The sequence below is a fragment of the Arthrobacter pascens genome (genome assembly GCF_030816475.1).
Classification (GTDB): Bacteria; Actinomycetota; Actinomycetes; order Actinomycetales; family Micrococcaceae; genus Arthrobacter; species Arthrobacter pascens_B.
Genome location: NZ_JAUSXF010000001.1, coordinates 2,730,697 through 2,749,085, shown reverse-complemented (window position 1 = coordinate 2,749,085; position 18,389 = coordinate 2,730,697). Strand labels below are relative to the sequence as shown.

Sequence of the window (18,389 nt, the reverse complement as noted above, 5' to 3'; positions counted from 1 at the left end):
GGCTGCCGGGAAACCGTGTACGGCCGCCCAGGTCATTGAGGTAATTCATCAGCCCCGACTCGTAGCTAAGAACAGTAGATGACTGAAACTTTGCCGGGCGCCGCCATCCCGAACCCTCTGGATGAAGCCGCCATCACCGCCGCCGTAGACCAGGCCATCGCCGCCATTGCCGGCGCCGGCTCCCTTGACGAGCTCAAGGCGGTGAGGCTCGCGCATACGGGCGAGAAATCTCCGCTGAGCCTGGCCAACCGTGAAATCGGTGCCCTGCCGAAGGACCAGAAGGCCATTGCCGGCAAGCTCATGGGCTCCTCCCGGGGACGTGTCAACAAGGCGCTCGCTGACCGCACCGCCGAGCTGGAAGCCGAGAATGACGCCCGGATACTGGTCGAAGAGACTGTGGACGTCACTGCCGCGCCCCGCCGTCGTCGTGCCGGTGCCCGCCATCCCCTCTCAACTCTCCAGGACCGCGTCGCGGACATCTTTGTCGGTATGGGCTGGGAAATCGCCGAAGGACCGGAGGTCGAATCGGAGTGGTTCAACTTCGATGCCCTGAACTTCAAGCCGGACCACCCGGCCCGCGAAATGCAGGACACATTCTTTGTGGAGCCGCCGGAAGCCCACCTGCTGATGCGCACGCACACATCGCCGGTACAGGTCCGCTCCATGCTCGAACGCGAGCTGCCCATTTACGTGCTGTGCCCTGGCAAGGTTTTCCGTACCGATGAGCTGGATGCGACGCACACACCGGTTTTCCACCAGTTCGAGGGTCTGGCCATCGACAAGAGCCTGAGCATGGCTGACCTTCGCGGCACCCTTGAACACTTCGCCCGGCAGATGTTCGGCGACGAAGCTCAGATCCGGCTGCGCCCCAACTACTTCCCCTTCACCGAACCCTCCGCCGAGCTGGACATCTGGCACCCGGGCGCCAAGGGGGGCCCGCGCTGGATCGAATGGGGCGGCTGCGGAATGGTCAACCCCAACGTGCTCCGCGCGGCCGGTATCGACCCGGACGTCTATTCAGGTTTTGCCTTCGGCATGGGCATCGAGCGCACCCTCATGTTCCGCAATGAGGTGGGCGACATGCGCGACATGATCGAAGGCGATGTACGTTTCAGCGAGCACTTCGGGATGGAGATCTAACAGTGCGTATCCCACTTTCCTGGCTGCGTGAATTCGCGCAGGTACCGGCCGGAGCAACGGCCGAAGAGGTCATGGCTGAGCTGGTCAAGGTCGGCTTTGAAGAGGAAGCTGTCCACCGCCCCACCGATGGGCTGCAGGGTCCCGTCGTGGTCGGTCAGGTGCTGAGCCTGGTCAAGGAGCCGCAGTCCAACGGCAAGACCATCAACTGGTGCCAGGTCCGGGTTGTCCCGGAGGGCCAGCAGCAGACACTTACAGGCGACGGCATCGATCCGTCCGGAGTCCAGGGCATCATCTGCGGCGCGCACAACTTCGTTGAGGGCGACAAAGTGGTGGTCACCCTGCCGGGCGCGGTACTGCCCGGGAACTTCCACATCTCCGCCCGAAAGACCTACGGCCACCTCTCCGCTGGCATGATCGCCTCGGTCCGCGAACTGGGCATCGGCGAGGACCACGACGGCATCCTGGTGCTGTCCCGCATCGGGCTGGATCCGGAAATCGGCACCGACGCCATGGAACTCCTGGGCCTCTATGACGAAGCAGCCGAAATCAACGTCACCCCTGACCGCGGCTACGCCTTCTCCATCCGTGGTGTGGCACGCGAGTACGCTCACGCCACCGGTACCTCCTTCACCGATCCCGCTTCCCGCGTTAACGCGCCGGCCGAGCTTTCCGGCGGGCACGGCGTCAAGCTCAACGACGACGCCCCGATCTACGGCAAGCCAGGTTGCGACCGTTTCGTAGCCCGCACCATCCGCGGCGTTGACGCCACCAAGCCGACGCCTCCCTGGATGGCCTCGCGGCTGCGTCTTGCCGGAATTCGCTCCATTTCCCTTCCGGTGGACATCTCCAACTACGTCATGCTGGAACTTGGCCAGCCCACGCACTGCTACGACCTGGACAGGCTCTCAGGGGACATCGTGGTCCGCCGTGCCGTAGCGGGGGAGAAGATCACCACCCTGGACGGCAAAGAGCGCACGCTCGACGTCGAGGATCTGCTCATCACTGACGGATCGGGCGCGATCGGCATCGCCGGGGTCATGGGCGGGGCCGCCACCGAGGTTTCCGACTCCACCACGAACGTCCTGGTGGAGGCGGCGCACTTCGACGAAGTGTCCATTGCGCGCTCCCGCCGCCGCCACAAGCTGCCGTCCGAAGCCTCCAAGCGCTTTGAGCGCGGCGTCGACTGGCAGGTGGCAAACGTCGCTGCCCAGCGGGTCACCGACCTGCTCGTGGAACTCGCCGGGGGCATCGCGGACGGGGCCGGTACCGACGTCGGGACTGCTCCGGATGCCGTGTCCATCCACCTGCCGGCTGCATTTGCGGCGCAACGGATCGGCATTGACTTCACGGAAGAACAGATCGTCACCTCCCTTGAGGACCTCGGCGCCGTGGTGGAGCAGAACGACGGCGGCTGGACAGTCACTGCCCCGAGCTGGCGGAACGACCTTGAGACCAAAGAGGACCTGTCCGAGGAAATCGCGCGGCTGGTGGGCTATGACCACATCCCGGCTACCCTGCCGGTTGCGCCTCCGGGGCGCGGCCTGACGCGTACGCAGCAGCAGCGGCGCCGGCTGATACAGTCGCTGGCCGACGCAGGCCTGACCGAGGTCATCGCGTACCCCTTTGTATCCAAGGCCTCCAACGACACGTTCGGCGTGGCGGAGGCGGGGGCCGAACGGACCGCCGTGAAGCTCGCCAACCCCATCAGCGAGGAGCAGGGCTTCCTGCGGACTTCCATCCTCCCCGGCCTGATCGAGGTGGCCAAGCGCAACCACTCCCGAGGTTTCCGGGATCTGGCACTCTTCGAGTCCGGGCTGGTGTTCCTGCCCGGCGGCACCGTGGGAACCGCTTCCATTCCGCCGCTTGGCGTCAAGCCCTCCGACGAGGTGCTTGATGCACTGTACGACGGCGTCCCGGACCAGCCGCTGCACCTTGCCGCCGTACTGACCGGCCACGATTCGCCGGCAGCCGCTGCCCATACACCCCGTGCCTGGGACTGGGCCGATGCGCTGGACATCGCCCGGCTCGCCGGTGACGTCCTGGGCGTGGAGACAGTGGTCAGCCAAGGCAAGCACCAGGCCTTCCACCCGGGCCGCACCGCGCAGCTGTCATTGCGCAGCGGTGAAGTGGTGGGCTACGCAGGGGAGCTGCATCCGAAGCTCCTTGCCGCGCACGACATGCCTCCCCGCTCCGTTGCGGTGGAGATCGACGCGGACGCATTGTTCGAAGCGGCCGCCGACGTCATTGTTGCCCGCCACATTTCCACCTTCCCGGTGGCGACCCAGGACGTGGCCCTCGTGGTGCCGCAGGACGTCCCGGCGGACGATGTCCTGACGGCGCTCCGCGAAGGCGCGGGGGAGCTCCTGGAAGATGTCGCGCTGTTCGATGTGTATGCGGGCAAGGGGATCGAAGAAGGCAAGAAGTCCCTGGCCTTCGGGCTCCGGTTCCGCGCCAATGACCGGACGCTCACCGCGGACGAGGCTTCCGCAGCCCGTGAAAGCGCAGTTGCCGTGGCTTCGGAGCGTTTCGGCGCCGTCCAGCGGTAGTCGCTGCGTATGGAACCCGGACTCGTTCTTCAGGCCGTTCAAACCGGAAGGGAGGGCGACCGTCCGGGTTCCGCCGGGCACAACGTGCATGGCCTCCTGCTGGATCCTGCGGAAGCGGGCCGTGCGGCGGCCATGGTGCCGGATTCACGGGCTCGCTTCATCGCCGGCAGGACGGCCCTGCGCCGGTTCGCTGCGACGCTGCTGGACGTGCCACCCGATGAGCTGGAAGCCTCCTACTCCTGCCCGGTCTGCGGGTCAGGCCCGGCGGTCTCCCATGGCCGTCCAGGGTATGCACGCAGGGGCAAACAGCTGCCGGTGCTGCTGAGCCTGGCACGGACGCAGGACTGGATTCTGCTTGCAGGGCTAACGTCGCCGGTCAAGGGCCTGCGGCTGGGGGTTGATGCCGAGGACCCGGGACGGCTGGGCTTTGAAGGATTCGACGCCGTGGCCCTGGGACAGGATGAACGGGTCGGCGTCGCGTCGCTCTCCGGTCCTGCGCTGCTCAGCGAGCGCGCCCGTCTGTGGGTCCGGAAAGAGGCCTGGCTCAAGATGACGGGCGAGGGGGTTCGGAGGGATCCGCGGACTGTTGATGCGGGAAGCCTGCCTGGAATCGCCGACCTCGCCGCCACCCGCACAGGCCTGCCTGACGCCTTCGCTGCGGCTGTTGCGCTGGGATGATTGTGGCGAAGGGATGAACTTGCGGCCGGCCAGGCCGACCGCCTAGGCCGGCCGCCCCCTTGCAGGCAGCGGAGGAAGTGCTTCCTCAAACAGCCACGGGTGGAGCAGCGCTTCCGAATCGATGCCGGCGGTGCTGTCAGCGAGGAGAATGAACTCGGCGGTGGATACGGAGCCGTGCCGGCGGCTCCTTGTCCATTCCTGCAGGAGGGCAAAGAAAGCCAGATCGCCGCAGCGGACCCGGAGGGCGTGGAGGGCCAGGGCTCCCCGTTTGTAGACCCGGTCATCGAACATCAGCGCCGGGCCTGGATCTGCGACAACCAGGTCCTGCGGGTCGGCGGAGAGCCCCCGCCAGGCCGACGCTGCCCGGTCCTGTGCGGGCATCACGCCGGCGGCCTCGGACCAGATCCACTCGGCGTAGCAGGCGAAGCCCTCATGGAGCCAGATGTCGCTCCAAGCACTCACCGTCAGGGAATTGCCAAACCACTGGTGCGACAGTTCATGGGCGATCAGCCGCTGTGCCTCCCAGTCCAGGCTCAGGTGGTTGCGGCCAAGAATCGACAGGGTCTGGGCTTCCAGCGGGATTTCCAGGACATCGTCAGCCACAACCACGGTGTATTCAGCGAACGGATAGGGCCCGAAAGAGCTGATGAACGTCCTCATCATTTCCGGCTGCAGGCGAAGCCCCTCACGGGCCGCGCCGGCCAGGGCTGCCGGAACAGCCACCCTTTGCAGGACGCCCCCGGGCGCTGTTCCGGGGTCAAGGACCAAGGCGTCGTAACGGCCGATCTGAACCGTCGCCAGGTACGTGGCCATCGGCTCGTCCTGCTCGTACGTCCAGGTTTCCCGGCTGGACCTGCTGGTGTGGCCCACCAGTTTCCCGTTGCAGACGGCCCGGTAGGTTGCGTCAGTGGTCACGGAGATCCGGTAACTGGCCTTATCACGTGGGTGGTCGTTGCAGGGGAACCACGACGGCGCTCCATTCGGCTGTCCTGCCACGAGGACGCCGTCGGTCAGCTCTTCCCAGCCCACTTCACCCCAAAGGCCACGGCGGGGTGACGGGTTGCCCTCGTACCGGATGTCCAGGCTGATGGCGTCGCCCCGGACAAGCCCCGTCTCGAGGTGGACCACCAGCTGTTCCGCGCGGTGCGTGAAACGCCGGACGCGCCGACCGTTGAGGGAGACCTTGACGGCCCGGAGCCCCGCCAAGTCAAGCACTATGGCCGAGACAGTGCGGGTGGCCGCGGCATGAAGGACAGCGTGACCGGAGAGCCTGTTGCTGGACAGCCGGTAATCGAGGTCCAGCTCATAGCGCGATACGCTGTAGGCGTCAGTACCATGGCCGGCGACATATGGATCGGTTACGGGGCGGGCCTCAGTCGTCCCCAATGCTGTTCCGGAGCTGGTCGAATCTGGTGAGCTCATGCTGGGCGGGCCTCAATCACAAAAGGTTATGGACAAGCGGTCTTGTCTCTGTTGCGGAGCCTGCCTGCTTCAGGCGGGGCGCGGGACTGCCCGGACCGGCCCACGGACTCACCGGGTTGCCCATCCAGTACGTTCCTGCCGGAACAGTTTCCCCACGCATCACCAGCGAAGCCGGCCCTACGGTTCCGCCACGGCCGATCCGTGCCTGCGGAAGGATGACGCCGTGCGGCCCCATGGTCGCCCCGTCTTCGAGCGTAACAGTGCCAATACTCATGATGCGGTCGTGGAACAGGTGCGTCTGGACCACGCACCCGCGGTTGACGGTGGAATTAGCGCCAAGAGTCACCAGGTCGGCTTCCGGCAGCCAGTAGCTTTCGCACCAGGTTCCGGAGCCGATTTTGGCCCCCAGACCGCGGAGCCACCACACCAGTGCCGGCGTTCCGGTGGCAGAACGGGCAAACCACGGCGCGCTGACCATCTCGATGAAGGTATCCACTACTTCGTTCCGCCAGATAAAGGAGCTCCAGAGCGGGTGTTCGCCCTCCCTGATCCTGCCCACCAGCAGCCATTTGGCAATGACGGCGCTGGCGGCAGCCACGGCTCCTGCCACCAGAATCACTATTCCGCTTAGCGCAGCGGCAAGGACGTAGCCGAAGGTAGCGGCCAGCCGGTCGAAGGCCAGCAGCACGCCGAAGGCAAGACCCACCGTCAGCACCACCGGCACGAATCGGCAGGCTTCCCAGAGCGCCCGGGCGACCTTAAGACGGAGCGGGGGCTTGAATGTCAGGGAGTTGTCCGAGGCAATTGCGGTGCGCCGCAGCCGGACAGGCGGGCTGCCGAGCCAGGACGTTCCGGACTTGGCCTTCGACGGCGTTGCGGACAGGACTGCGACCAGGGAGTTCTTCGGGACGTTCCTGCCTGCCCCTGTCATGCCTGAGTTCCCAAGGAATGAACGTTTCCCGATCTTGGCCGGGGCGATCCTCATCCACCCGCCGCCGAGTTCGTAGGATGCCACCATGGTGTCGTCGGCAAGAAATGCCCCTTCACCAACGGTGGTCATCTTCGGCAGGAGCAGCACTGTGGAGGCTTCCACATTCTTGCCGATCTTTGCTCCCAGCAGGCGCAGCCAGACGGGTGTGAACAGGCTCGCATAGATCGGGAAGAGCAGGTCCCTGGCCAGGTCCAGAACCCGCTCCGTGGCCCAGACCTGCCAGCCGATCCGGCTCCGGACCCTGTAGTAGCCCTCCTCCAGGCCCAGTCCGAGCAGGCGCGTGGTTCCCAGGACCAGCAGCAGGTTGGCCACGAACCAGGCCAGGGCAGCCAACGGGAGGGACGCCAGCAATTGCGGCCAGGCAGCTGAAAGCGAGCTGCCGCCCCGGATGAAGAGGAACACCACCAGGCAGGCGGCTGCCGCAGAGAAGTAGGGAATCACGGCCAGTACGGCCGACGCCGCCGCGAACGCCGTGAACCAGAGCCTGCCGGCCAGCGCTCCGGTGCGGGGCGCCTCCGGCCAGTCCTGCCGGGCCTTGCCCCGCCGCTGTGCGGGAGAGCCTGCCACCACCTGGCCGGCTTTCACCTTGCCAAGTACAGCCGAGCCCGGTTCCACCTGGCCGCCGGCTCCGATGCTGGCACCGGGCATCAGCGTGCTGCGCGCGCCCACTGTCGCACCTGCGCCAACGTGGATTGCCCCGATGTGGACACTGTCGCCGTCGATCCACCACCCCGAAAGGTCCACCTCCGGCTCGATGTTCGCGTCGTTGCCCAGGGAGATCAGACCTGTCACGGGCGGCAGGGAATGCAGCTGCACGTTGGTGCCGATCTTCGCTCCCAGGGCACGGGCATAGTGGGGCACCCAGGGGGCGCTGGCGAGGCTCACCGCGCCTGACAGATCCTGGATCTGCTCGGCAAGCCACAGGCGAAGGTGCACCTTGCCCGACCGTGGGTAAGTTCCCGGGACTACTTTTCGCAGCAGGATCCGGGCCGCCGCTATGGACAGTCCCATTCTGCCTGGCGGGCTGACGAACACGAGCCACGATGCCGCGACCCACCACCAGGAAACTGTTGGAGCCGCCGTGAACCCGGCCAGCCCTGCGAGGAGGTTGTTCCCCGCCATGAGGTAGGTCAGCCAGCGCATGCCCACCAGGATGTGCAACGGGACGCCCATGAAGGTCTGGAAAACCTGGGACTTCCGTGCCGTGGGCCGGACGGTGCGTTCCCTTGCCGGCCCGGCCGCAACGCCGTCGGGCAGCGACTGGCGGGCCGCGTCGATCAAGGCTCCCATCCGTGGTGTGGCATAGATGTCAGCGACGGTGATGGTGGGGTAGCGCAGCCGGAGGGCGGAAACGAGTTGCGCCGCGGCAAGCGATCCGCCGCCGTGGGCGAAGAAGTCAGCATTCAGGCTGGCGGCAGGACTTCCGAGCACGGCGGCCCATTGTTCGACGATCCAGCGGGCGTCATCCGGCAGATTCAGCGGGGCGTTGTCGGCGTCTGCCAGGCCGGCTCCGGTCAGCGGCCAGGGAAGGGCATGCCGGTCCACCTTGCCGCTCGTTTTCGTCGGCAGCGAATCGACGACTGTAAGCAGCGGGATGAGCGCGGCTGGAACGTTCGCTGCCAGAAGTTGACGGGCGGCGGCGAGGTCCGGATCAGCATCCGCGGCAAGGGCGAGGTATCCCACCAGGATCTGGTTGCCGGCGGCAGTGGTCCGGACCGCCGCAGCAGCCCCCGCAACGCCGGGGAGGGCCTGCAGCGCGGCGTCGATTTCCCCGAGTTCGATCCGGCGGCCGCCCAGCTTCACCTGTTCGTCGGCACGGCCCACAAAAACGAGCCCGGCGGCTTCGAACCGAACCAGGTCCCCTGACCGGTAGGCGCGCTCCCACCCCAGTGCGGGCATCGGAGCGTACTTCTCAGCATCTTTCGCGGGGTCGAGGTAGCGGGCCAGCCCCACGCCACCGATGATGAGTTCACCCACGCCGCCTTCAACGACCGGAACGCCGAGGGAATCGACCACAGCCAGGTCCCAGCCGTCAAGCGGCAGGCCGATCCGGACCGGCCCGGGGCCGCCCAGCGGCGCAGCGCAGGCCACTACCGTCGCCTCGGTAGGACCATAGGTGTTCCAGACTTCGCGGCCCTCCACAGCGAGGCGCTCCGCAAGCTCAGGAGGGCAGGCCTCGCCCCCGAAGATCAGCAGCCGGACGTTCTCCAGTGCCTCTGCCGGCCACAAGGCGGCCAGCGTGGGAACAGTGGAGACCACAGTGATCCCGTGACTGATGAGCCAAGGGCCGAGGTCCATTCCAGTACGCACGAGGGTGCGGGGCGCGGGCACGAGGCAGGCCCCGTGCCGCCAGGCCAGCCACATCTCCTCGCAGGAGGCATCAAACGCCACGGAGAGTCCGGCCAGGACCCTGTCCTGGGGGCCGATGGGCTCGGCCGCCAAGAAGAGGCGTGCTTCTGCATCGACAAAGGCAGCCGAAGACCGGTGCGTGACTGCGACGCCCTTGGGGGTGCCGGTGGAACCCGAGGTGAAAATTACCCAGGCATCATCGTCAGGAGTGGCGGCCCGCGGCGCCGGGAAGGGCGCGGGCCGCACGCCCGTCAGGGTGAGGCCCGTCGCGCTCAGGATGGCCGACACTCCTGCCTCAGCGAAGACCAGGCGTGCCCGTTCGTCGGGGTCGTCGGCATCCACCGGGACGTAAGCAGCCCCAATGTGGAGGACCGCCAGAATGGAGATGTACAGCTGGTTGGTGCCGGAAGGGATCCGCACGCCGATCTTGTCACCTGTTCCAAGCCCGGCAAGATGCAACTGCCTGCCTGCGGACCTGACGGCTGTCAGAAGCTGGGCGTAACTTAGCGACTGACGTCCGTCGTCGAGGGCTGATGCGTCCGGATGGAGGTCGGCAGTTGCCTCGAGGATCTCCACCAATGTCCTCACAGGCGGAGATGCGGCGGCCCGGGGCAGCTGGGGCTGATATTCGGCATGGCAGTCTGGTGCAAGGCCGCTGAGTTGTTGCTCGGTCACCCCTGCAGTCTCTCTGGACAAGATGAACGGAAAGTGTCGCGGTTTGCCGGCCGTCCACCGCGGGTTCGCCTGCGTTTTTCCCGGCCGTAACCTCTGGGGCGCGGAATGGGAGTTGTTCCCCTGCAGACAAAGTCGCACCTAGGGGATCAGCAGTACCTTGCCCGTGGTGCGCCGACCTTCAAGGTCCTCGTGGGCCTGCCGGGCGTCTGCAAGGGGATACGTGGACCCCACCCTGACTTTGAGGCTTCCGTCAGCAACCGCGCCGAAAATTTCTGTGGAACGCCACCGGCGTTCCTGCTGGTTCAGGAGGAAGTGCCCCAGTGTAGGACGGGTCAGGGTCAACGATCCTCCAGCATTCAGCCGCTGCGGGTCGAAAGCCGGGGCGGGCCCGGAAGCCGCACCGAAAAGGACCAGGAAACCCCTGATGCGCAGGCAGGAAAGGGACCCGTCAAAGGTGTCCTTGCCGACGCCGTCGTACACCACGTCCACACCCTTTCCGTCAGTCAGGTCACGGACATGATGCGGGAAGCCGGCATAGCGCAGCACATGGTCGGCCCCGGCTGCCCGGGCCAGCTCCTCCTTGGTACCGGAGGAGACCGTGGTGATGACGCGTGCGCCGCGAGCCTTGAGGAGCTGGATCAGGAGCAGTCCTACGCCGCCGGCACCTGCGTGGACGAGGGCGGTGTGGCCTGGCTCCACCCGGAACGAGGAATTGATCAGATAGTGCGCGGTCATGCCCTGCAGCGGGAGCGCCGCCGCCGTCAGGTCGTCCACGCCCTCCGGCACTGGGAGGGCCTTTGCGGCGTCCACGACGGTATAACCCGCATAGCACTTTGAGCCTTCGGCGGTGGCCACGCGGCTGCCCACCGTGAAATCCTCGACCCCGGCACCAAGCTTCTCAACCGTTCCTGCGGCTTCAGACCCGGGTGTGAACGGGAATTCAACCTTGTACACGCCGCCGCGCTGGTAGGTATCAATGAAGTTGACGCCGGCGGCGGCCACCTTGATGAGCACCTGGCCGGGCCCGGGAACGGGCGGCTCAACCTCTGCGTACTCCAGTACTTCGGGGCCGCCCTGCTGCCGGGCGACGATTGCATGCGTCATGGCTGCTCTCCTCCTCCGGCACGGGATTTCCTGCCCGGATCCTCAGACCATCCTAGGGACACCCGGGCGGAACGCCAGCCTCGCTCAGTAGCGGCGGGTAACCGTGGCCATCGGGCACTCGAAGTGGCGTCCGGCGGCAAGCCCCACGTCATTGAGGTAGCGGACGATGATGCCGTAGGACTGCAGCAGCGTCGTTTCCGTGTAGGGGACCTGGTGCTTGTGGCAATACTCACGGACAATCTTTGCAGCCTTGTCCAGCTGCGGCCGGGCCATGTCCGGGAACAGGTGGTGCTCGGCCTGGCGGTTCAGGCCGCCCAAGAGGATATCCATAAAAAAGCCGCCCGAGATGTTCCGGGACGTCAGCACCTGACGGCTGAAGAAATCCACCCGGCTATCTGCGGGAAGGACAGGCATGCCCTTGTGGTTGGGTGCAAACGAGGCACCCATGTAGAAACCAAAAACGGCGAGTTGCACGGCGATGAAGGCAAAGGCCATCCCCAGCGGCAGGAATGAAAAGGCGAGGATGGGCAGGATGCTGAGCCGGACGACGAGGATGGGCAGCTCAACCCAGCGGTGCGTGACCTTGGCGCGGCGAAAGACGAACTTGACGGAATCGATCTGGAGGCCCAGGCCCACGCCCAGGAGGAGCGGGAAGAAGAACCAGCCCTGCTTTCGCGTCAGGACGGACGAGAGCCATCCTTGACGGGCGGCCGCGGTTTCGGTGTGGAAGGCGATGGGGCTGTCCATGATGTCCGGATCCTTGGAGATCACGTTCGGGTGGTTGTGATGGGCTCCGTGCTTCTGCTCCCACCACGAGTAACTCATCCCGGCCACAGAGGTGGCGAGCAGCCTGGCGGACCAGTCGTTGGCGCGGCGTGAAGCGAAGATCTGGCGGTGCCCGGCCTCATGGGCCAGGAAGCTCAGCTGGGTGCAAAGGACTCCCAGGGCCGCAGCGATCAGGAGCTGGAACCAACTGTCACCGATCAGGGCGAAACCGAACCAGGTGGCCGCCATCAGGAGCACCAGGCTGGCAAAGACAGTGACGTAGAAACCAACCCGGCGTTCCAGCAAACCCGCGGCCTTGACGGACTTCAGCAGTTCCGAATAGCTCAGGACGACGGCGTTGGGCTGGCGGATACGCGATTTAGGGCGTTCAGTTGTAAGGAGGGTGGCGGTCATGTAACGGGGCCTCGTAACAGTTACGGGCAACGCTGCAGCCGACACTCGGACTGCACGGTCAGGATCACCCTTTGTCCAGCATACGGCAGGGGTCGCGCCGTTCTTTATCCGAGCAACTCCAAGGTCATGCATAATTATCGGACAGCATGAATACTTTTGCTGTTTGCTGTATGATTCAAGGCATGACTATTTCTGTTGCCGTTTCCGGGGCGAGTGGCTACGCCGGGGGAGAGGTGCTGCGCCTCCTGGCGGGACACCCGGACGTGACCATCGGCGCCATCACCGCGCACAGCAATGCAGGATCCCGCCTCGGCGAACTGCAGCCCCATCTGCTGGGGCTGGCGGACCGGCTCCTGGAAGACACCACCGTGGAGAACCTGGCGGGCCACGATGTTGTGTTCCTCGCCCTGCCGCACGGCGCCTCCGCCGAGATTGCCGCGCAGCTCCCCGAAGGCACGGTCGTAATCGACGCCGGGGCGGACCACCGGCTGGAGGATCCTGCCGCCTGGGAAAAATTCTACGGCTCGGCCCACGCCGGAACCTGGCCCTACGGCCTGCCGGAACTTCCCGGCCAGCGCGAGGCGCTGAAGGGCGCCACCCGCATCGCCGTTCCCGGCTGCTACCCGACGTCGGCCCTGCTGGCTTTGACGCCTGGCTTCACAGCCCAACTGCTTCAGCCCGAAGATGTGGTGATTGTGTCCGCCTCCGGTACGTCCGGTGCGGGCAAAGCGGCGAAGGTCAACCTGATTGGATCGGAAGTGATGGGCTCGATGAGCCCCTACGGGGTGGGAGGCGGACACCGCCACACTCCGGAAATCGAGCAGGGCCTGTCCAATGCCGCCGGTGGACGTGTGACTGTTTCCTTTACCCCTACGCTGGCACCCATGAGCCGCGGCATCCTGACCACGGCAACAGCCAGGGTGAAGGCGGGAACCACAGCAGCCGACGTCCGCCAGGCCTGGGCCGACGCGTACGACGACGAGCCGTTTGTGCACCTCCTGCCGGAAGGGCAGTGGCCCACCACCAAGTCCGTTGTTGGATCCAACCACGCCGCCATGCAGGTGGCATTGGACGAACACACTGGCCGCGTCATCGTCACGTGTGTCCTGGACAACCTCACCAAGGGGACTGCAGGCGGCGCTGTGCAATCCATGAACATCGCGCTCGGGCTGGCAGAAACCGCCGGCCTCAACCTGCAGGGAGTTGCCCCGTGACCGTTACAGCCCCCCTCGGATTCCGGGCTGCCGGCATCACTGCCGGACTGAAGGCATCCGGCAAACCCGACCTCGCCCTGGTAGTCAACGACGGACCCTCCAAGGCAGCCGCCGCCGTCTTCACCAGCAACCGGGTGGCAGCCGCTCCCGTCCACTGGTCACGCCAGGTTGTCTCCGACGGCCGGGTGGACGCCGTTGTCCTCAATTCCGGCGGTGCGAATGCCTGCACCGGGCCCGAAGGATTCCAGAACACCCACAGCACCGCCGAAAAAGTGGCCAAGGTGCTGGAGATTTCGGCGACCGACGTTTTGGTATGCTCCACTGGCCTCATCGGCGAGCAGCTGCCGATGGACAAGATCCTGCCAGGCATCGAGGCAGCCTCGACGGCGCTCAGCACGGATGGCGGCCCCGAGGCGGCCCTTGCCATCATGACCACTGACTCCGTACCAAAGGCAGCTCTGTTCATCGGCATGAACGGCGACGGCCAGGAGTTCACCATCGGCGGCATCGCGAAGGGTGCAGGCATGCTGGCCCCCGGCCTGGCCACCATGCTGGTTGTGCTCACCACTGACGCTGAGGTCGCTCCCGAACTGCTTGACCTCGCCCTTCGGGACGCCACGCGGGTCACCTTTGACCGTGCCGACTCTGATGGCTGCATGTCAACCAACGACACTGTGGTGCTGCTGGCTTCCGGTGCATCCGGCGCCGTGCCCTCTGCCGAGGCGTTCGGTGCCGGCCTCACCCAGGTGTGTGCCGAACTGGCGCGCAAACTGATTGGCGACGCCGAAGGTGCCAGCCACGACATCGCCATCCGTACGTTCAACGCGGCCAGCGAACGGGACGCCGAAATTGTCAGCCGTTCCGTCGCGAGGTCCAACCTCTTCAAGGCGGCCATCTTCGGCAAGGATCCCAACTGGGGCCGGGTCCTGTCTGCTGTGGGAACCACTGACGCCGTTTTTGAGCCGGACAAGCTCAATGTGGCCATGAACGGGATCCAGATCTGCCGCAACGGCAGCATCGGCGATGACCGCAACCTCGTGGACCTGGAACCGCGGGAAGTGCACGTGGAGATAGACCTTCAGGCCGGCGACGCGGAAGCCACCATCTGGACCAACGACCTCACGCATGATTACGTGCACGAAAACAGCGCCTACTCAAGCTAGATCAACCAGCCAAACCTGGAGATGCTGCACCCCATGAACACCCAGACCCGTGAGACCACGTCCATGACTGACGCCCGGAGCAAGGCCGGCACCCTGATCGAGGCCCTGCCGTGGATCCAGCGCTTCGCCGGAACCACCATGGTGATCAAGTACGGCGGCAATGCCATGGTCAACGACGAGCTGCGCCGTGCTTTCGCCGAGGATGTGGTCTTCCTCCACCATGTCGGGATCCATCCCGTGGTGGTCCATGGCGGCGGTCCCCAGATCAACGCCATGCTCGGCCGCCTGGGCATCGAATCCGAATTCAAAGGCGGGCTCAGGGTCACCACGCCGGAGGCCATGGACGTGGTCCGGATGGTCCTCACCGGCCAGGTGGGACGCGAACTCGTCGGCCTGATCAACTCCCATGGACCCTACGCCGTCGGAATGTCCGGTGAAGACGGCGGGCTCCTGCGCGCCGTCCGGACCGGCACCGTCATCGACGGCGAGGAAGTTGACCTGGGCCTCGTGGGCGAAGTGGTGGGCGTCAACCCCGAAGGCATCCTGGACATCCTGGCGGCCGGACGCATCCCCGTGATATCCACCGTCGCACCGGAAATTGAGGACGACGGCGGGGCCGGCCAGGGTTTCCAGCCGGACCAGCGCGTCCAGACCACCGGGCAGGTACTCAACGTCAACGCGGACACGGCAGCCGCTGCCCTTGCCGAGGCACTGAACGCGTCCAAGCTGGTCATCCTGACAGATGTTGAAGGCCTGTACGCCAACTGGCCGGACCGGTCCTCGCTCATTTCCTCGCTCACAGCCTCCGAACTGCGCCGGCTGCTGCCATCACTGGAATCGGGCATGATCCCCAAGATGCAGGCGTGCCTGAAGGCCATTGACGGCGGCGTTGAACAGGCGCACATCGTGGACGGCCGGCTCCCGCACTCCATGCTCCTGGAAACATTCACCACCGCGGGCATCGGCACGCAGGTGGTCCCCGACGGAGACGTACTCAACGAAGCAGCAGGAGTAACCCCATGAACCAGACACGCACCGGAACCCACGCGGCCGGAACACTTGAGAAAACACCAGTCGGAGACCTGGTCGACGGCAAAGGCCACACCAGCGGTGCCGACTGGCTGGCCCGCTATTCCACATCCCTGATGGGCGTCTTTGGCACACCGCAGCGTGTGCTGGTGCGCGGTGCCGGCTGCCTGGTCTGGGACGCCGACGGCAAGGAGTACCTGGACCTGCTCGGCGGGATCGCCGTCAACGCCCTGGGTCATGCCCACCCTTTTGTCACCTCCGTGATCTCCAGCCAGCTGGCCACACTGGGACATGTCTCCAACTTCTTCACCAGCCCCACCCAGATCGCGCTGGCAGAGAAGCTGCTGGACCTGACGGACGCCCCCGCGGGCTCGAAGGTGTTCTTCACCAATTCCGGCACCGAAGCCAATGAAGCCGCCTTTAAGCTGGCCCGGCGCAATACGGGCGGCAGCGACAAGAAGCGGACCAAGATCATTGCGCTTGAGGGAGCCTTCCACGGCCGGACCATGGGCGCCCTTGCCCTCACCGCCAAGGAAGCCTACCGGGCACCGTTCGAGCCGCTGCCCGGCGGCGTGGTCCACATCCCGTTCGGCGACGTGGAGGCACTCAAGGATGCTGTGGACGAAAGCGTGGCTGCGGTCTTCCTGGAGCCGATCCAGGGCGAGGCGGGCGTGCGCCCCTTGCCGCCCGGATATCTCCGGGCAGCACGGGAGCTGACTGCCAGGGTAGGGGCGTTGCTGATCCTGGACGAGGTGCAGACCGGAATTGGCCGGACCGGCAAGTGGCTTGCCAGCGAGGACTCCGGGATTATGCCCGATGCCGTCACGCTCGCCAAGGGCTTGGGCGGCGGCTTCCCCATCGGGGCCCTGATCACCTTCGGTGACGGAACGTCGTCGTTGTTGTCTGCAGGCCAGCACGGCACCACCTTCGGCGGCAATCCGGTTGCGACGGCAGCCGCACTGGCCACGCTGCACGCCATCGAAAGCCAGCGAGTGCTGGAGAACGTTGACGTGGTGGGGGAGCACCTCCGGGCCCGGCTGGCCAGCATTGAAGGCGTCACCGAAGTCCGGGGGGAGGGCCTGCTGATCGGCTTCGACCTCGACGCCGACGTCGCTCCTGCCGTGGTGACCGCCGGCCTGGAAGCAGGGTTCATCGTCAACAGCCCCGGGCCGCGCACGATCCGGCTCGCTCCGCCCCTGGTCCTGACCAAGGACCAGGCCAGCACGTTCCTCGCGGCCTTCCCGGCCATCCTCCAAACAGCCAAGGACGCCCAGTGACGACCGCAGATTCCTCAATCACCACAGTTCCTTCAGCCATCACAACCCGGCATTTCCTCAAGGACACTGACCTCAGCCCGGCCGAGCAGGCCGAGGTGCTCGAGCTCGCCGTCAGGATGAAGGCCGCACCGTACAGCGTCCAGCCGTACGCCGCAGACGGGAACGGCCGCAGGACGGTGGCTGTCATCTTCGACAAGACCTCCACGCGCACCCGGGTATCGTTCGCCACCGGAGTGGCTGACATGGGCGGCAATGCCCTGATCATCAATCCGGGCGAGGCTCAGATCGGGCACAAGGAATCCGTGGAGGACACCGCGAAGGTCCTGGAGCGTATGGTCTCCACCATCGTGTGGCGCACGGGGGCGCACTCCGGGCTCGTGGCAATGGCGCAGAACTCCAGGGTGCCTGTCATCAACGCTCTCTGCGACGATTACCACCCCTGCCAGCTGCTGGCAGACCTGCTGGCAGTCAAGGAGCACAAAGGCGAGCTCAAGGGCCTCACCATGAGCTACCTCGGCGATGCCGCCAACAACATGGCCAACTCCTACCTGCTGGCTGGTGTCACGGCCGGAATGCACGTCCGCATCGCCGGGCCTGAGGGCTACCTGCCGGCCCCGGAGATCGTGGCAGCAGCCGAGTCACGGGCCGCCGAAACAGGCGGTTCGGTGCTGGTCACCACCAATGCTGCCGAGGCCCTCAAGGGCGCCGACGTCGTGGCCACCGACACGTGGGTGTCGATGGGCCAGGAAGCCGAAAAGGAAGCCCGGATGCAGCTGTTCCGGGACTATTCCGTCGATGAGGCGGCCATGGAACACGCGGCGGATGACGCCGTCGTCCTCCACTGCCTGCCCGCCTACCGGGGCTATGAGATCTCGGCCGGCGTTATCGACGGCCCGCAGTCGATCGTCTGGGACGAGGCCGAGAACCGGCTCCATGCCCAGAAGGCACTGATGGCGTGGCTCATGCACCGCTCCGGCCTGGCTTTCGTGGACGGACTTTCTCCTGTCGAAGGCACCGGGGAGAGCACGTTCTAGTGTCCGTCCAACCTGCACAGCCGGGCTCAAGCCCGGCCACCAAGACCGCCCGCCAGGCGCGGATCACCGCCATCCTGACGGGTGAATCCGTCCGCTCCCAGGCGGAGCTCGCGGCATTGCTGGCGGACGACGGCGTGCAGGTCACCCAGGCGACGCTGTCCCGGGACCTTGTGGAACTTGGCGCCGTCAGGGTACGCGGCAAGGAAGGCGTCCTGGTCTACGCCGTTCCGGGCGAGGGCGGCGAACGCGCCGCCAAGAGCGGTGTGAGCCAGGAAATCCTTGACGCGAGGCTTGCCCGGCTGTGCAGCGAACTCCTGGTCACGGCGGAAGCCTCGGCGAACATCGCGGTCCTGCGGACTCCGCCGGGGGCGGCCAATTTCCTGGCCCTGGCCATCGACCATTCCGTGATGCCTTCGATCCTGGGGACCATCGCCGGGGACGACACCGTGCTGCTGGTCTCCCGGGACCCCCAGGGCGGACAGGACCTGGCTGCGCGGTTCCTGCAGCTCGCAGAGGAAGCCGGCGGCCAGTAATGGCCCGCCGCCGTCTGTGACAGGCTTTCAGTAAAGAATTCCCCTAGAACGTCCG

Annotated in this window: 13 protein-coding genes; 9 read left to right on the top strand and 4 right to left on the bottom strand. The window is 65.9% G+C overall.

Going from position 1 to position 18,389, the window contains the following annotated elements:
* Positions 1 to 78 precede the first annotated feature (78 nt).
* From pheS to QFZ40_RS12580, 3 genes are read left to right on the top strand one after another with little or no spacing between them, the layout of a single operon-like run.
* A complete protein-coding gene (pheS, locus tag QFZ40_RS12590) occupies positions 79 to 1,140 on the top strand; it encodes a phenylalanine--tRNA ligase subunit alpha (protein ID WP_306904772.1) in 1,062 nt (353 codons plus the stop codon).
* 2 nt (positions 1,141 to 1,142) lie between these two features.
* Entirely contained in the window at positions 1,143 to 3,686 is a 2,544-nt protein-coding gene (pheT, locus tag QFZ40_RS12585; RefSeq protein WP_306904771.1) for a phenylalanine--tRNA ligase subunit beta, read from the top strand.
* A 9-nt stretch (positions 3,687 to 3,695) separates the two neighbouring features.
* Complete coding sequence (locus QFZ40_RS12580; RefSeq protein ID WP_306904770.1) at positions 3,696 to 4,364, top strand: 4'-phosphopantetheinyl transferase family protein; 669 nt, start codon at positions 3,696 to 3,698, stop codon at positions 4,362 to 4,364.
* A gap of 42 nt (positions 4,365 to 4,406) precedes the next feature.
* Here QFZ40_RS12580 and QFZ40_RS12575 read toward each other — a convergent pair whose 3' ends face one another.
* The 4 genes from QFZ40_RS12575 to QFZ40_RS12560 form a co-directional block, all read right to left on the bottom strand.
* Positions 4,407 to 5,786, bottom strand: coding sequence for a M1 family metallopeptidase (locus QFZ40_RS12575; protein ID WP_306904769.1), 1,380 nt, complete (start codon positions 5,784 to 5,786; stop codon positions 4,407 to 4,409).
* Positions 5,787 to 5,802: 16 nt separating this feature from the next.
* Entirely contained in the window at positions 5,803 to 9,801 is a 3,999-nt protein-coding gene (locus QFZ40_RS12570) for a Pls/PosA family non-ribosomal peptide synthetase (protein WP_306904767.1), read from the bottom strand.
* A gap of 138 nt (positions 9,802 to 9,939) precedes the next feature.
* The gene (locus QFZ40_RS12565) at positions 9,940 to 10,905 is read right to left on the bottom strand and encodes a quinone oxidoreductase family protein (RefSeq protein ID WP_306904766.1); all 966 of its coding nucleotides are present in this window, start codon (positions 10,903 to 10,905) and stop codon (positions 9,940 to 9,942) included.
* A gap of 84 nt (positions 10,906 to 10,989) precedes the next feature.
* Positions 10,990 to 12,084, bottom strand: a complete 1,095-nt coding sequence (locus QFZ40_RS12560) for a fatty acid desaturase family protein (RefSeq protein WP_306904764.1) — start codon at positions 12,082 to 12,084, stop codon at positions 10,990 to 10,992.
* Positions 12,085 to 12,266: 182 nt separating this feature from the next.
* Between QFZ40_RS12560 and argC the strand changes: the two genes are divergently transcribed.
* The 6 genes from argC to QFZ40_RS12530 are packed head-to-tail and all read left to right on the top strand — an operon-like array spanning position 12,267 to position 18,334.
* Positions 12,267 to 13,298 carry an N-acetyl-gamma-glutamyl-phosphate reductase gene (argC, locus tag QFZ40_RS12555; RefSeq protein ID WP_306904762.1) on the top strand — a complete coding sequence of 344 codons (1,032 nt, stop codon included), beginning with the start codon at positions 12,267 to 12,269 and terminating at the stop codon, positions 13,296 to 13,298.
* The gene (gene argJ / locus QFZ40_RS12550) at positions 13,295 to 14,461 is read left to right on the top strand and encodes a bifunctional glutamate N-acetyltransferase/amino-acid acetyltransferase ArgJ (protein ID WP_306904761.1); all 1,167 of its coding nucleotides are present in this window, start codon (positions 13,295 to 13,297) and stop codon (positions 14,459 to 14,461) included. The genes argC and argJ overlap by 4 nt, the downstream gene beginning before the upstream one ends.
* A 33-nt stretch (positions 14,462 to 14,494) precedes the next feature.
* On the top strand, positions 14,495 to 15,484 hold the full coding sequence (gene argB / locus QFZ40_RS12545) for an acetylglutamate kinase (RefSeq protein ID WP_306904760.1): 990 nt from the start codon (positions 14,495 to 14,497) through the stop codon (positions 15,482 to 15,484).
* Positions 15,481 to 16,767 (top strand): acetylornithine transaminase, encoded by a 1,287-nt coding sequence (locus QFZ40_RS12540; protein WP_306904759.1) that lies wholly within the window; start codon positions 15,481 to 15,483, stop codon positions 16,765 to 16,767. Before argB ends, QFZ40_RS12540 begins: the two co-directional genes overlap by 4 nt.
* Positions 16,764 to 17,801, top strand: a complete 1,038-nt coding sequence (argF, locus tag QFZ40_RS12535; RefSeq protein WP_306904758.1) for an ornithine carbamoyltransferase — start codon at positions 16,764 to 16,766, stop codon at positions 17,799 to 17,801. Before QFZ40_RS12540 ends, argF begins: the two co-directional genes overlap by 4 nt.
* Positions 17,801 to 18,334, top strand: a complete 534-nt coding sequence (locus QFZ40_RS12530) for an arginine repressor (RefSeq protein WP_306904757.1) — start codon at positions 17,801 to 17,803, stop codon at positions 18,332 to 18,334. Before argF ends, QFZ40_RS12530 begins: the two co-directional genes overlap by 1 nt.
* Positions 18,335 to 18,389: the final 55 nt, after the last annotated feature.

Bases quoted from the DNA above. Each gene is read 5' to 3' on its own strand.
- argB (WP_306904760.1), top strand. From the start codon at position 14,495: ATGAACACCCAGACCCGTGAGACCACGTCCATGACTGACGCCCGGAGC.
- QFZ40_RS12575 (WP_306904769.1), bottom strand. From the start codon at position 5,786: ATGAGCTCACCAGATTCGACCAGCTCCGGAACAGCATTGGGGACGACT.
- pheS (WP_306904772.1), top strand. From the start codon at position 79: ATGACTGAAACTTTGCCGGGCGCCGCCATCCCGAACCCTCTGGATGAA.
- QFZ40_RS12580 (WP_306904770.1), top strand. From the start codon at position 3,696: ATGGAACCCGGACTCGTTCTTCAGGCCGTTCAAACCGGAAGGGAGGGC.
- argC (WP_306904762.1), top strand. From the start codon at position 12,267: ATGACTATTTCTGTTGCCGTTTCCGGGGCGAGTGGCTACGCCGGGGGA.
- QFZ40_RS12540 (WP_306904759.1), top strand. From the start codon at position 15,481: ATGAACCAGACACGCACCGGAACCCACGCGGCCGGAACACTTGAGAAA.
- QFZ40_RS12565 (WP_306904766.1), bottom strand. From the start codon at position 10,905: ATGACGCATGCAATCGTCGCCCGGCAGCAGGGCGGCCCCGAAGTACTG.
- QFZ40_RS12560 (WP_306904764.1), bottom strand. From the start codon at position 12,084: ATGACCGCCACCCTCCTTACAACTGAACGCCCTAAATCGCGTATCCGC.